The sequence below is a fragment of the Streptomyces parvus genome, assembly GCF_014648875.1.
Taxonomy (GTDB): domain Bacteria; phylum Actinomycetota; class Actinomycetes; order Streptomycetales; family Streptomycetaceae; genus Streptomyces; species Streptomyces parvus.
In genome coordinates, this window is record NZ_BMRY01000007.1 from 171,503 (window position 1) to 184,655 (window position 13,153).

13 protein-coding genes are annotated in these 13,153 nt (G+C 70.2%); 6 read left to right on the forward strand and 7 right to left on the reverse strand.

What is annotated here, in order from left to right; translation table 11 throughout:
* Positions 1 to 76: 76 nt before the first annotated feature.
* Complete coding sequence (locus tag IE140_RS22160; protein WP_150197448.1) at positions 77 to 460, reverse strand: hypothetical protein; 384 nt, start codon at positions 458 to 460, stop codon at positions 77 to 79.
* A gap of 94 nt (positions 461 to 554) precedes the next feature.
* On the opposite strand from IE140_RS22160, the gene sigJ reads away from it, so the two are divergent.
* On the forward strand, positions 555 to 1,502 hold the full coding sequence (gene sigJ, locus IE140_RS22165) for an RNA polymerase sigma factor SigJ (RefSeq protein ID WP_150197446.1): 948 nt from the start codon (positions 555 to 557) through the stop codon (positions 1,500 to 1,502).
* Positions 1,503 to 1,529: 27 nt separating this feature from the next.
* Here sigJ and IE140_RS22170 read toward each other — a convergent pair whose 3' ends face one another.
* Positions 1,530 to 2,189 (reverse strand): MSMEG_1061 family FMN-dependent PPOX-type flavoprotein, encoded by a 660-nt coding sequence (locus IE140_RS22170; RefSeq protein WP_150197444.1) that lies wholly within the window; start codon positions 2,187 to 2,189, stop codon positions 1,530 to 1,532.
* Between the two features lie 69 nt (positions 2,190 to 2,258).
* Complete coding sequence (locus IE140_RS22175; protein ID WP_150197442.1) at positions 2,259 to 3,299, reverse strand: SCO7460 family lipoprotein; 1,041 nt, start codon at positions 3,297 to 3,299, stop codon at positions 2,259 to 2,261.
* Positions 3,300 to 3,599: 300 nt separating this feature from the next.
* Here IE140_RS22175 and IE140_RS22180 point away from each other — a divergent pair, with 300 nt between their 5' ends.
* The 5 genes from IE140_RS22180 to IE140_RS22200 all read left to right on the forward strand — a co-directional run bounded on the left by IE140_RS22180 (position 3,600) and on the right by IE140_RS22200 (position 9,582).
* Positions 3,600 to 4,742: a S1 family peptidase gene (locus IE140_RS22180; protein ID WP_189460640.1), complete on the forward strand. Its 1,143-nt coding sequence runs from the start codon at positions 3,600 to 3,602 to the stop codon at positions 4,740 to 4,742.
* 326 nt (positions 4,743 to 5,068) lie between these two features.
* On the forward strand, positions 5,069 to 6,190 hold the full coding sequence (locus IE140_RS22185) for a DUF1996 domain-containing protein (RefSeq protein ID WP_150198694.1): 1,122 nt from the start codon (positions 5,069 to 5,071) through the stop codon (positions 6,188 to 6,190).
* 122 nt (positions 6,191 to 6,312) lie between these two features.
* Positions 6,313 to 8,079 carry a discoidin domain-containing protein gene (locus tag IE140_RS22190; RefSeq protein ID WP_150198391.1) on the forward strand — a complete coding sequence of 589 codons (1,767 nt, stop codon included), beginning with the start codon at positions 6,313 to 6,315 and terminating at the stop codon, positions 8,077 to 8,079.
* 138 nt (positions 8,080 to 8,217) lie between these two features.
* Positions 8,218 to 8,979, forward strand: a complete 762-nt coding sequence (locus IE140_RS22195; RefSeq protein ID WP_150198389.1) for an isocitrate lyase/PEP mutase family protein — start codon at positions 8,218 to 8,220, stop codon at positions 8,977 to 8,979.
* 147 nt (positions 8,980 to 9,126) lie between these two features.
* The gene (locus tag IE140_RS22200) at positions 9,127 to 9,582 is read left to right on the forward strand and encodes a hypothetical protein (protein WP_150198387.1); all 456 of its coding nucleotides are present in this window, start codon (positions 9,127 to 9,129) and stop codon (positions 9,580 to 9,582) included.
* 56 nt (positions 9,583 to 9,638) lie between these two features.
* Here IE140_RS22200 and IE140_RS22205 read toward each other — a convergent pair whose 3' ends face one another.
* The 4 genes from IE140_RS22205 to IE140_RS22220 form a co-directional block, all read right to left on the reverse strand.
* Complete coding sequence (locus tag IE140_RS22205) at positions 9,639 to 10,526, reverse strand: hypothetical protein (protein ID WP_229826867.1); 888 nt, start codon at positions 10,524 to 10,526, stop codon at positions 9,639 to 9,641.
* Between the two features lie 177 nt (positions 10,527 to 10,703).
* The gene (locus IE140_RS22210) at positions 10,704 to 11,213 is read right to left on the reverse strand and encodes a family 1 glycosylhydrolase (RefSeq protein WP_373296185.1); all 510 of its coding nucleotides are present in this window, start codon (positions 11,211 to 11,213) and stop codon (positions 10,704 to 10,706) included.
* Positions 11,214 to 11,239: 26 nt separating this feature from the next.
* A complete protein-coding gene (locus IE140_RS22215; protein WP_150193252.1) occupies positions 11,240 to 12,634 on the reverse strand; it encodes a tyrosine-type recombinase/integrase in 1,395 nt (464 codons plus the stop codon).
* A gap of 20 nt (positions 12,635 to 12,654) precedes the next feature.
* A complete protein-coding gene (locus tag IE140_RS22220; RefSeq protein WP_150193251.1) occupies positions 12,655 to 13,098 on the reverse strand; it encodes a hypothetical protein in 444 nt (147 codons plus the stop codon).
* Positions 13,099 to 13,153: the final 55 nt, after the last annotated feature.

Consider the following 13,153-nt stretch of genomic DNA (forward strand, 5'->3'; position numbering starts at 1 on the left):
GGGTGACCGCATCGCGGAATCGGGACAGCCGGCGACGCGGCACGGCGAACACACCCCGGACGCGGCACCGCGCGCGTCAGCGCCGCGCCAGCGCGAGCACGCTCAGTCCGAACATCAGGACGCCCAGGGGGAGATGGACCGACGGTATGTGCGCGATGCCGACCGCCACCTGGATCGAGGCGAGGACCAGGAAGCCGACGGCGTGCCCGACGGGCCGGGGCGAGCCGCCGCCCGGCTTCCACGCCAGCACCGCGGCGAGCACGTACAGCATCGACGCCCCGTACATCACGCGCGCCCCGACGCTGTGCAGGATCTCTCCGTAGGCCGAGGTCATCAGCAGTCCGGAGGAGACCGCCTGGAGGAAGATGGTCAGGGTCTGCAGGGCGATCGCGATCCGCAGGAACGAGAAGCCGCTCTGCTGTGCCGTCCGCGCCGCTTGCGTCGTCACTCGGGTGGTCATGCCGGGCCCCATTTCCCGCCCGTGGGCGGTAGATCGATAAGGTCTCACCAGCCCGACGACGCGGGCCTGCGAAAGGTAAGGCGAGGGGGTGGCCGTGAGCGGGGGGACAGCCGGGGCGAGTGCCGACCGGACAGCCGGTGACGACCGGACAGCCGGTGAGCGGCGCCAACTGATGAATGTCGCCTACCGGTTGCTCGGCTCGGTCGCCGAGTCCGAGGACGCCGTGCAGGAGGCCTACACGCGCTGGTACGCGCTGCCGCCCGGCCGGCAGGACGAGATCGCGTCCCCCGGCGCCTGGCTGACGACCGTCACCGGCCGTATCTGCCTGGACGTGCTCGGCTCGGCGCGGGCCCGGCGGGAACGCTACGTCGGTGCGTGGCTGCCCGATCCGCTGCCCGACCACTCCGAGTGGCGCCACGGCCCGGGCGCGGACCTCGCCGACCCCGCCGACCAGATGGTCCAGGACGAGTCGGTGACCATGGCCTTCCTCGTCGTCCTGGAATCGATGACCCCCGCCGAGCGCGTCGCCTTCGTCCTGCACGACGTCTTCCGCTACCCCTTCGCCGAGATCGCCGCCGTCCTCGGCCGTACCTCCGCGGCCTGCAAACAACTGGCCGCGTCCGCCCGTCGGCGGGTCCGCGCCGCACGGGCTCCGGTGTCGGTGGCGGCGGCCGGGCGGGCCGACGCGGTGCGGCGGGTCAAAGAGGCGTGGGAGAGCCAGGACATTGCCGCCCTCGTCGGCCTCCTCGACCCGGCGGCGGTGATGACCGCCGACGGCGGCGGCCTGGCCGGAGCCGCCCTGCGGCCGATCGAGGGCGGCGCGCGCATCGCCCAGTACATGGTCGCCATCGCCGACAAGGCTCCGGGACTCGAACTCCTGGAGCGGTCGGTCAACGGCACGCCGGGCCTGGTGGCCCGGCGCGACGGCGTCGTCATGACCGTGGCGTCGTTCGACATCGCCGACGGCCGCGTCACCCGGATCTGGGCGGTCCGCAACCCGGAGAAGCTACGGCCGTGGGCCCGGCATGACGACACCCCCTAGCTGTGTTGTTCGGTGAGGGAAGGCTCCTTACTCGTACCGGTACTTCAGCGATTCCGCCTCGCGCTGCTCGATGTCGGCGATCGTCAGCTCCGGCATCCGCAGCTGCGCCAGGGTCACCTCGGCCGAGGTCGGCTGGGCGTCCACCGGCAACCACTGCTCCGGCTTCCAGGCCCCGCTGCGCAGCAGCGACTTCGGGCAGTGCGGGTAGACCTCCTCGATCCCGATCACCAGGGCGCTGGCCGGCGGCTTGCCCACGGCGGTGAGCTGCGCCAGCAGCTCCGGACGAGTGGAGACACACGCCCGGCCGTTCACCCGGAGCGTCGTGGTGCGCCCCGGTACGAAGAACAGCAGCCCGGCCCGTCCGGTGGCGATGACGTTCTGCAGGGTGTCCAGCCGCTTGTTGCCGGTCGCGTCCGGTATGGCCACCGTCCGTGCGTCCAGGACGGAGACGAATCCGGCCGGGCCGCCACGCGGCGAGACGTCGCAGTTGCCCTCGGCGTCCGCGCTGGCGACCAGGACCAGTGACGAGCATCCGATCAACCGCTGTGTCTGCTCGGTGAGTTCGGTCATCTGCTTGCGGATGGCCGCGGCTCCGGGCAGTTCGTAGGCCCGGCGCAGCGCCTCCTGGTCGGTCACGGCGTCGAGGCGGAGCGAGTCGAAAGCGCTGCCTGCAAGGGGTGTCGTCATGCCTGTGACCCTAGCGAGCCGGTCCGGTGCCGATCCCGACCGGTGTGGGGGAGGGGCACGGCCGGTCCGTCAGTACGGTGGCAGCCGCAGCGCCCCCGTGCCCTCGCGGACGTCGTGGACGAGGCGGATCTTCCCCACCGGATTGCCGCGCCCGTCCGTGGTCACCAGGGCCGCGTCGTCGGGGTTGACGCACTGCCCGCGCGCCCCCGGCTCGGGGCAGAACAGGACGTAGCCGGTCTGCCGGTCCACGCGACCCGGCTCCAGCTGCCAGATCCACTGGAAGGTGGTCATGACCACCCGGGGGTAGGTGGCCCGCAGTTGCTCCTTCACCGCGTTCTGCACCGTTTCGCCGAACTTCTCGCGCTCCCGGAACGGGCGGACCACCCGGGCGCGGCCCGTCGTGTCGACCCGGCCCGCCTCGATCTCGTAACTCGTCGAGACGTAGGCGTGCTTGTTGAGTGAGGCCAGCAGGTCCGACCGGGTCAGCCGCATCACCGTGGGCCAGGAGTCCTTCCCCCGGTCGCGGCGGTCCGCGACCGACGGGGTGACCACGTTCACGTGCGAGGCCTGAGCCTTCGCCAACGCGCTGCCGGCCCCGCTCGCCGTGACCCACCGCTGGACGCACTCCCCGATCTCGCCGAGCACGTTCGTCACGGTGGCGTTCGTCAGCTCGGCGACCACGTAGGGCGAAGTGCCGGTGGTGCCCAGGGCGACGACCTCGTAGCCGCAGGCGTCGAAGGCGCCCCGGAGCGTACGGAACTCCTTGGCCTGCTGCCGCCCGCGCTGCACGGCCTCGGCCAGCACGCCCGCGCATTCCTTCCGGTCGCACATGGGCCCGTCCGCGGCGTCCGTGTCGATGCGGAGCCGGACCACGGCGTCGCGGTCGTCGGTCACCGCGAACGTGACCTCCGAGCCGCCGGAACCCGGGAAGAGCGTGCGCGCCTCGACCGCCTTGAGCTGCCCGGGGAAGTGCTTCTCGGCCAGCTCCTCCGCAGCCCTGCGGTCGTCCTTCGTGTCCACGACGCCGCACGCGCCCAGCGCCACGACCAGCGAACCCGCCAGCGCGCCGGTGAGCGCGGCTCTCCACCGTCTACGGCGTGATCCGGCCATGATCTGCTCCTCCACCTGGTCCTGCCATCCGGTCCTGCCACCTGCTTCTGCCCGTGTTCCTGTGACCGTAGGACCAGTCTCGGCGGGCCGGATGAGTACGCCTACTCAACCCCGGTGCGCACAGCGCCCCGAACACCTCCGACGCACCTACCGTCATTGGCATGGACCTGACTCTGCAACTCCGCTACAGTCCGGGAACGGCACATCTGAGAGCGCTCTCAATCGGCACGATCGGATCGCGCTCCCGGACGCCTCCCGTTCCACCCCCACGTCGTTGGAACAACAGGAAGGGTCACTCCCTTGAGACACGCAACCCTGCTGCGGACCGGTCTGTCCGCGCTCCTGGTAGTCGGAGCCTGGACCGCCGCCGGTCCGGTGTCCGCCTCCGCCGCGCCCGCCCCCGCCGAACCCGCCGCCTCCGCCGCCCTGCTCTCCGCGATGCAGCGCGACCTCGGCCTCACCGAGAAGCAGGCCCTCACCCGGCTCGCCGACGAGAAGGACGCCACCGCCCTGGAGGAGAAGGCGCAGCGCGCCGCCGGCTCCGCCTTCGGGGGCTCCTGGCTCGACGCGAAGACCGGCAAGCTCACCATCGCGGTCACCACCGCCGAGAAGGCCGAAGCCGTACGGGCGACCGGTGCCGACACCCGGCTCGTCGAGCACTCGGCCAAGAGCCTCGACGCGGCCAAGGCGCGGATCGACAGCCTGAAAGCCCCGTCCGGCGTGAGCAGCTGGCACGTCGACCCGGCCACCAGCCGCGTCGTCGTGAACGTCGTCGCAGCAGAGCAGACTGACAACGATGTCCGCGCCTTCGTCGCCAAGGCTCGCAAGGCCGGTCCCGTCACGGTGAAGACCACCGCCCAGGCTCCGCAGACCTTCGCAGCCGGAACGGTCGGCGGCGACCCGTACTACACGGGCAACGTCCGCTGCTCCATCGGCTTCTCCGTGCACGGCGGCTTCGTGACCGCCGGGCACTGCGGCGGCACCGGCCAGCAGGTCCGCGGCTGGGACAACTCCTACATCGGCAACTTCCAGGGCTCGTCCTTCCCCGGTGACGACTACGCCTGGGTGAACGTCGGCAGCGGCTGGTGGACCGTCCCGGTCGTGCTCGGCTGGGGCACCGTCCCGGACCAGCTCGTCCGTGGCTCGAACGAGGCCCCGATCGGCGCCTCGATCTGCCGCTCCGGCTCCACCACGCGCTGGCACTGCGGCCGCGTCCTCGCCAAGAACGAGACCGTCAACTACAGCCAGGGCGCCGTGCACCAGATGACCAAGACGAGCGTCTGCGCCCAGGGCGGCGACTCCGGTGGCTCGTTCATCAGCGGCGACCAGGCCCAGGGTGTCACCTCCGGCGGCTGGGGCAACTGCACCAGCGGCGGCGAGACCTGGTATCAGCCGATCAACGAGATCCTCAACCGGTACGGACTGAGGCTGCACACCGCCTGATCCGGGGGAGCCGTCCCGCCGTCCTCCCCGGCGGAGCGGCTCCCGGCAGTGCGACGCAAGACCATTGAGCGGCCCCGCCGGTGTGCGGGGCCGCTTCGTTGTCCCAACAGCCTTTGGGCAGCGCATCGTTCACAAGCTATTGACACCCTCTCAGCCTCGGCGCAACACTGACACCGCTTTGGAGAGCGCTCTCCCGGAGGGATCCCGCGGTCCGCCGGCCTCGTGACGCGCAGGGTGGAGTCTCTTCCCGGCTGCACCGTCCAGTTCACCCTTTCCCCCCACCGTGCACCCGAAGTGCAGGGATGAAGAGCGGCATGGAGGTCCCTATGGTGACAAGACTCAACCGATCAACCCTGGTGTCCGCGCTCGTCGTGGCCACCGCCCTGGCGCTGGTCGCGCTCGGGCTGTCCGTGATCGCGAACGCCGGACCGGCCGCCGCAGGTGCGGCCCCGAAGGCGGCCGGCGAGCCCGCCGCGGCCTCGCACGCCATGCAGGGGCACAAGATGGCGCCGGCCAAACCCGTGGCCTTCGGGGACGACCCCGACGGTGACGGCTACATACCCGCTGACCCGCCGGTCACGGGCGTGGAGCCGTCCGACGAGATCCCGCCGCACCGCTACTTCCACGAGTTCCAGGCCAACTGCTCGGTCAACCACACCGCTCCGGACGACCCGATCGTCTATCCGGGGCAGGCCGGGGCCTCACACGACCACACGTTCATGGGCAACGACACCACGGACGCGAACAGCACCACCGCATCCCTGAGCGCGGGCGGCACGAAGTGCCTGGCACCCGGCGACCTGTCCGCGTACTGGATGCCGACCCTCTACGACGGCGACGAGGAGGTCCGCCCGATCGGTCCCCAGACCACCTACTACAAGGCCGGAGTCACGGACTACCGCACCGTCCGGCCCTTCCCCAAGGGGCTGCGGTTCGTCGTCGGCAGCCCCACGCAGACCGCCGAGGAGTTCCGCGACCACCCCGGCATGGTCGAGGGGTACGAGTGCGGCGAGAGCTACCACAACTACGACTTCCCGGCCGTCTGCCCGACCAGCCAGGACACCCAGCTCAACCTGCGTATGCAGGCGCCCAGTTGCTGGGACGGCAAGTATCTGGACACCCCCGACCACAAGGCCCACATGGCCTACCCGGTCGTGATGGGGGCCAACCAGGACGTCTGCCCGCCGAGCCACCCGGTCGCCCTGCCGATGATCGAGTTCAAGATGGCGTGGCCGGTCAACGGTGACATGTCGCAGGTGAGGCTGGCCAGCGGCACCGGCCACTCCTTCCACTACGACTTCTTCAACGCCTGGGACAACGCAACGCTCGACGCCCTGGTCGACCACTGCATCGTCGGTGCTCTCCAGTGCAACGCCCGTGGCTACGACGAGAACAACCCGGGCGAGGGCGCGGCCCTGGACGAGAACTACGAACTGCCCCGGCCCTGACCCCTCCCCGTCGCGTCTCCCTCATGGACGCACCGCGCCCATGAGGGAGAGCGCTCTCCAAGTTTTCCCGTACCTCGGCACCCCCACCCGCACCCCGACTCCCGTGAGGAGCTTCTCCCCCCATGATCACGTCCCGTTCTCGACGACCGGCCCGCCCCCGTGGCCGTACCACCGCACGCCTCGCCGTCGCCGGGCTCCTGGCCGCCACGGCCGCCGCCCTTCCGGTCCCGACCGCCCAGGCCGCCGGAAGTGTGGTCAAAGTGACCGGCTCCCAGGGCGCCTGGCAGCTGACCGTGGACGGCGCCCCGTACACCGTGAAGGGCCTGACCTGGGGTCCGTCCGTCGCGGACGCCGGGCAGTACATGCCCGACGTGAAGTCTATGGGCGTCAACACGATCCGTACGTGGGGCACCGACGCCACCACGAAGCCCCTGCTGGACAGCGCGGCCGAGAACGGCATCAAGGTGATCGCCGGGTTCTGGCTCCAGCCGGGCGGCGGTCCCGGCAGCGGCGGCTGTGTGAACTACCTGACGGACACCGCGTACAAGAACGACATGCTCGCCGAGTTCCCGAAGTGGGTGGAGGCCTACAAGGACCATGAGGGCGTCCTCATGTGGAACGTCGGCAACGAGTCGGTGCTCGGTCTGCAGAACTGCTACAGCGGCGACGAGCTGGAGCGGCAGCGCGACGCGTACACCAACTTCGTCAACGAGATCGCCAAGAAGATCCACGCGGTCGACCCGAACCACCCGGTCACCTCGACCGACGCCTGGACCGGTGCCTGGCCGTACTACAAGAAGAACGCGCCCGACCTCGACCTGTACGCCGTCAACTCCTACGACGCCGTCTGCGACATCCGCGCCACCTGGGAGAGCGGCGGCTACGACAAGCCCTACATCGTCACCGAGGGCGGGCCCGCCGGCGAGTGGGAGGTCCCGGACGACGCCAACGGCATCCCGGACGAACCCACGGACGTGGCAAAGGCGGAGGGCTACCAGCGGGCCTGGGACTGCGTCAACGGGCATCAGGGGGTGTCGCTCGGGGCCACGTTGTTCCACTACGGCACCGAGTACGACTTCGGCGGCGTCTGGTTCAACCTGCTTCCGGCGGGCCAGAAGCGGCTCTCGTACTACGCGGTGAAGGAGGCGTACGGGGCGGACACCTCCGGCGACAACACTCCGCCGGTCATCAGCGGCATGACCGTCGACAACGCCTCCGCCGTCGAGGCGGGCAAGCCGTTCACGTTCAGGGCGTCCGTCTCCGACCCAGACGGCGACGCGCTCACCCACCAGGTGCTGGTCAACTCCAAGTACATCGACGACAGCGGCCAGTTGACGGACGCCGACTTCACCGACCGCGGTGACGGCACCTTCGAGGTCACCGCGCCGGACAAGCTCGGCGTCTGGAAGGTCTACCTCAAGTCGACCGACGGGAAGGGCAACGTCGGCATCGAGACGAAGTCCTTCACGGTGGTTCCGCCGAAGGTCGACGGGGTGAACCTGGCCTCCGGCAAGCCCGCCGAGGCCTCGTCCTTCCAGCCGGACAGCGTCGGCTGCCCCTGCCCGCCGGCCGGCGCCGTCGACGGCTCCTTCGACACGCGCTGGGCCAGCGAGTGGGCCGACCAGCAGTGGATCCAGGTCGACCTGGGCGCGACCACCTCCTTCGACCACGTCCAACTGGCCTGGGAGGCGGCCTACGCCAAGGCGTACACCGTCCAGACCTCGGACAACGGGCAGGACTGGAACACCGTCCACACCGAGACGGCGGGCAACGGCGGCATCGACGACATCCAGGTCACCGGCAATGCGCGCTACGTCCGCGTGAGCGCCTCCGAGCGCGGCACCCCGTGGGGCTACTCGCTCTACGAGTTCGGCGTCTACCGGCGTTGATCCGGCGGGGCCCGCAAGCCCTCCGCGCCGTCCCATCCCCGCTGTCGGCGCGGCGGGAGCCCGCGGCGGCCACGGGCATCCGTGGCCGCCGCGGGCTTGCCACGTCGTTCAGGGGCGATGCGAGGTAGCGTCGTCGGCATGGACTCTCGAACCACCGTTGAGCGCGCCCAGCGCCTCAAGCAACTGCACGCCGACCACAAGCCGCTCGTGCTGCCCACCGTATGGGACGTCTGGTCCGCGCGGACCGCGGTCGCCGCGGGCTTCCCCGCGCTGACCATCGGCAGCCACCCCCTCGCCGACTCCCGGGGGGCCGCCGACCAGGAGGGCCAGACCTTCGAGGAGGTGCTCGCCGCCGTCAGGCCGATCATCGCGGCGGTCGACGTCCCCGTCTCCGTGGACCTGGAGTCCGGCTACGGCCAGAAGCCCGCGGATCTCGTCGCCGGTCTGATCGAGGCCGGCGGTGTCGGTCTCAACATCGAGGACACCGTCCACTCGGAGGGCGGACGCGTGCGCAGCACGCAGGAGCACGCGAGCTATGTCGCGGGTCTGCGCGCTGCGGCCGACGACGCGGGCGTCCCGGTCTGGGTCAACGGGCGCACCGACCTCTTCGCGCACGCGGAGAACCCCTCCGGCGTCCTCGACGAGGTGATCGAGCGACTGCGCGCCCTGGAACAGGCCGGCGCCGACAGCGTCTACCCGGTGAAGATCCAGGACGACGACGAGCTGCTCGCGGCGGTGACCGCGGCCGTCGCCGTTCCGGTGAACACCACGGCCCACCCGGTGAAGCACGACCTGGAGCGCTTCCGCCGCCTCGGCGTCGGCCGGATCACCTACGGTCCGCTGCTGCAGTTCGCGCTGACGGACGCGATGAAGGACATGCTGAAGCCGTGGGCGCCGTAGGCGTGTCCGCGATGTGACCTGCGAGCCGGTGGCCGATCGGCCACCGGCTCGCCGCGCGAGGCGAAGGCGTTCCCCCCGGCGGGGCGTCGGTACATCGGCCCTGGAATCCCGTTGCCCCGGCGTCCGTCGAACGGGCACGCTTCCGGCATGCGATTCCCCGCCGAAGCGCGCCGCGACGTCCACGTCCGCTACACCCGGCCAAGCTGTATGGGCGGGTTCGCCTGGTTCACCGTGGATTTCGAGCCGCTCCCGGACGGGCGCCTCGGCTTCGATTTCGTCAATCCGCTCGGCCCGGAGGACATCGACGCCGAGTGCGCGCAGGCGGTGAGCGACGGGATACTGCTGTGGCTGGTCGGAGCAGGACGCCGGAACGTCAACTTCGATCGCCCGCCCCTCCCCACGGCGAAGGAGCTCGCGGCGGGAGTGCCCGTCCGCCCGGACGCCGGGCCGGGGTTCATCGCCCTGCGCGCCGTGCTCCGGCACTCGCGCCTGCACCCCGTCGACTCCCTGCCGTGGACCCATGCGCGCGCGGGGTGGCGGGCCGCGGACAAGAGCTGGCGGGGCGGGGAAGCGGCCGACGACCCGATGGACCGTGCGCCGTAGAGACGTGTGGTCGCCGGGAGACGACCGGCGCGGACCGGTCTTTCCCTTGCCCGCTGTCAGCTGCTGAGGTCGAAGACGCCCCAATCGATGAAAGGTTCGGCCTGGACGTAGATCCTGCTGCCCCGGCCGACGACCCGTCGTCGGCCGACGACGGATCCGTCGGGCATGGTGAGCAGGCCGACGTCGGTCTGCTCGACGGATGTCCCGACAATTTCCCCATGGGCGAGTCGGTCCTGCTCTTCGCCGTAGCCGCCGTAGAAGGCCACTCGATCACCGTGGACGGCCACCGCCTTTGCTCCCCGCACCTGGTTCTCCCACACTCGCACGGGCCGTTCACGACGGTCGGGACGTATCTCGACGAGGGGGAAGTCCGTGTACGGGCAAGCCCAGGCGGCGGTGCCCGACACGTTCAGGGCGTAGCAGTCGAAGAGACCGGGGATGTGGGCGTCGTCCGACATCCAGGTGGGCCGGCCCGCGGCGCTCCAGCGGCGGATTCCGATCGGGTTCTCGTCGAAGTGCCCCACCCAGATCTGGCCGGCCTCGTCCACGAGCAGATGCTCGATGGCGTCACCGACGGAGAAGGACAAGATCTCGCGGCCGTGCGCGCCGAAGACCTGGACCTGGTTCGCGTCCTCGTATCGCCGGGCGCGAGGCGCGGCGACGACGAACCCGCCGTCGGGCAGGCGGTCCAGGTGCGGCCGGCGGGCCCGCACGGCGCTCAGCTCGGTGCGTTCGATGCTGCCACCCGGGTGGACGGAGGCGACAAGGGCGTCGAAGGGCGGGACATCGCCGCCGGGCTGAGGAGCGTGTTCGCCGAGCAGCCAGTGGGTCGCGCCGAAGACATCGACGGTACTGGTCAGGACGTGGAGGCTGTGGTGCGCTCGGGGGAGGCGGGCGTAGGGCATGAGGGCGGCCCGGACGCCATGGCTCTTTCTTGTCGTCACGGGGTGGATCCTCCCCGACGTCCGAAACGGGCGACAACCCGTTTCGGTGCGCCCCGTGCGGCGGCGACCCACCGTACGCCCCCGTGCGTTCGGTGCGGGATCAGTCAGCGGTACGCATCCGGCCGCGGCGGGGGATTCGCCGCGGCCGGATGGGCCGGCAGTGCTGGTGGGGGAGGATCAGGCGGCCGACCGGCCGGCGCGCCGCGCCGCGTGTTCCCGGATCAGCTCCGCGTACCGGAGCCCGCTGCTCTTGACCGTACGGCGCTGGGTCGCGTAGTCCACGTGGACCAGGCCGAACCGCTTGTCGTAGCCGTACGCCCACTCGAAGTTGTCCATCAGGGACCAGGCGAAGTACCCGGCCAGGGGAGCGCCCCCGGCGACCGCGCGGGCGCAGGCGGCCAGGTGCTCCTCCAGATAGCGGACGCGCTCCGGGTCGTGCACCGAGCCGTCCGCCGCGACGACGTCCTCGTACGCCGAACCGCTCTCGGTGACGTAGATCCGCTGCACGCCGTACTCCTCGGTCAGCCGCAGCAGCAGCTGCTCCAGGCCCTCCGCGTGGACCTCCCAGTCCATGTGGGTGAGCCGGGCGCCGGGGACGGAGACCTGCCGGGCGTGCGGTGCGGTTCCATCCGGGTCCGCGGTGACGATCTGCCGGAAGTAGTAGTTGAGTAACCCCACACGGTCCACACCTGCTCTGACCTGCTAAGGAAGAGTCAAGCGGCCTGTCCGTCAGGCCCCTGGGGAGAATCTGGGGAGAACGCCAGAGGGCCGGTTTCGGAGTCCACACGAGCCGCGCTCACAGGCGCAACGCCCTCCATCGCAGTATGCAGCAGACGCCCCAGAGCCGCCACGGCCCGCTTCCCGGAACGCGGCATGAAGTGCACGTAGGTCCGCAGCGTGAACGCCGGATCCGCATGCCCAAGCCACTCGGCGAGACGCCCCACTGTCTCCCCCTCGTGCAGCACCACGCTCGCGAACGTATGCCGCAGCACGTGGAAGCCGTCCTCGCGGCCCATCTCCCACTTCGTGCGACGCCACGGACGATCGGTCTTCCCGGCGACGAGCTCCACCACCGGCTGCGGGATCAGGCCCGCATCGGCCAGTGCCGGCTTCCAGAAGAAGTCGTTGAACGTGTCCCGCTTGAGGGCCTTCTTTGAGTGCGAGGTTGCCACGTAGAGCCTGACCGTCCTCAGGGGCCGCTCCTCCCAGGCCAGGTTCGGCCTGTCGGGGTCGATCCACGGGAGCGTGACCTCAACGGGCGGGAACTGCTTCTCGTGCTGCTGCAGTGCCCGTCCCAGTTCGGGTGGGCATGGCGCTTCACGGGTCTTGTTCCCCTTGGGTGGGGCGAAGGCCAGCCCCTGGTTGAGCTTCACGATCTGCCTCTGGACCTGGATCACATCGTCCTCGGAGCCGGTGATCTCCACGTCGTCCGGGGACAGGGCGAAAGCCTCACCCTGACGGAGCCCGGCGCAGAAGGCCACATCCAGGAGGATGCGGTAGCGGGCGTCGAGGTGTTTGCGGACCAGGGCTACGGTCTCTACCGGCCAGGCCTTGGCGCGGGACTTCGGCTGGACCGGAGCTTTCAAGTCCTGGTCGCGGAAGGGGTTTTCGGGGATGCGTTTGGCCTTGTGGGCTGCCTGGAGGATTGTGGAGAAGTGGGCCCACGTCGCCCGCATGGTGGTGGGATCCAGCCCCTTCTTCTCCGCGAGGGTGACCCAGTGCTTGATCTCGTCGTGGCCGATCCTGTTGAGCGGCATGGAGCCCATGAACGGCAGGATGTGGTTGAAGACCCTGCGCTGCATCGCCTCTTTGGTGCTCGGTGACCGGCGAAGGTTCGGCCACCAGTGCTCGCGCACGTACTGATCGAGGGTGATCTCCCCGTTGCGGGGGTCGTAGAAGGCGCCGCGGGTGGTGTCGGTGGCGGCTTCCTTGAGCCAGGCCTTGGCCCCGCCGGGTCCTTCGAGGTTCTTGAACGACCTGTCGCGGACGCCGGGTACCCCTGCGACGCGCCATCGCTTGCCCTGCCCGTGGCGGGCCGTCTCGCGCCGTTTGCCGGTCGCAGGGTCGGGCCGCTTGGTGTACCAGCGGTCCTCGATGTATCCCGGCATCCTGTGGCCTCCTGGGCCGTCTAGGCGAACGCCACCTCGCTGGCGGTCGCGGTGATGATCTCTCCCTGCCAGAGCTGGAACCACTGGCCGCCGGCGAGGAGTTCCTCCAGTGCGGGGTTGAGGGCGTGGGCGAACTCATCGGCTGTCGCCGTGCGGGAGACGTGGACGGTGACGAGGCCCTTGCGCTCGCGTATCTGAACCAGGGGGGCCGGGTCGAACTCGGAGACCTCGAAGGTGACGCGCAGGGGGCTGGCAGGGGAGGCGACGGAGATGATCTCGCCTCTCCACACCTGGTACCAGTGCGCATGGCTGAGGATGTTCGCGAGGGTGTCGTTGAGTGATCGCGTGAACTGGTGGGGTGTGGAGTGGCGGGCGACGCTGATCTGCAGGAGACCGCGGTCTTCGCGCCAGGTGGAGATGACCCCGGTGTTGAGGTCGGCAGCTTCGTATACAGCGCGCAGCATAGAGCGCCCTCCCGTTGGTCGGTGCACATGTGACGGGTTAGTCGGATGCGCACGT

Bases quoted from the DNA above. Each gene is read 5' to 3' on its own strand.
- IE140_RS22160 (WP_150197448.1), bottom strand. From the start codon at position 460: ATGACCACCCGAGTGACGACGCAAGCGGCGCGGACGGCACAGCAGAGC.
- IE140_RS22170 (WP_150197444.1), bottom strand. From the start codon at position 2,189: ATGACGACACCCCTTGCAGGCAGCGCTTTCGACTCGCTCCGCCTCGAC.
- IE140_RS22175 (WP_150197442.1), bottom strand. From the start codon at position 3,299: ATGGCCGGATCACGCCGTAGACGGTGGAGAGCCGCGCTCACCGGCGCG.
- IE140_RS22185 (WP_150198694.1), top strand. From the start codon at position 5,069: ATGGTGACAAGACTCAACCGATCAACCCTGGTGTCCGCGCTCGTCGTG.
- IE140_RS22190 (WP_150198391.1), top strand. From the start codon at position 6,313: ATGATCACGTCCCGTTCTCGACGACCGGCCCGCCCCCGTGGCCGTACC.
- IE140_RS22195 (WP_150198389.1), top strand. From the start codon at position 8,218: ATGGACTCTCGAACCACCGTTGAGCGCGCCCAGCGCCTCAAGCAACTG.
- IE140_RS22200 (WP_150198387.1), top strand. From the start codon at position 9,127: ATGCGATTCCCCGCCGAAGCGCGCCGCGACGTCCACGTCCGCTACACC.
- IE140_RS22215 (WP_150193252.1), bottom strand. From the start codon at position 12,634: ATGCCGGGATACATCGAGGACCGCTGGTACACCAAGCGGCCCGACCCT.
- IE140_RS22220 (WP_150193251.1), bottom strand. From the start codon at position 13,098: ATGCTGCGCGCTGTATACGAAGCTGCCGACCTCAACACCGGGGTCATC.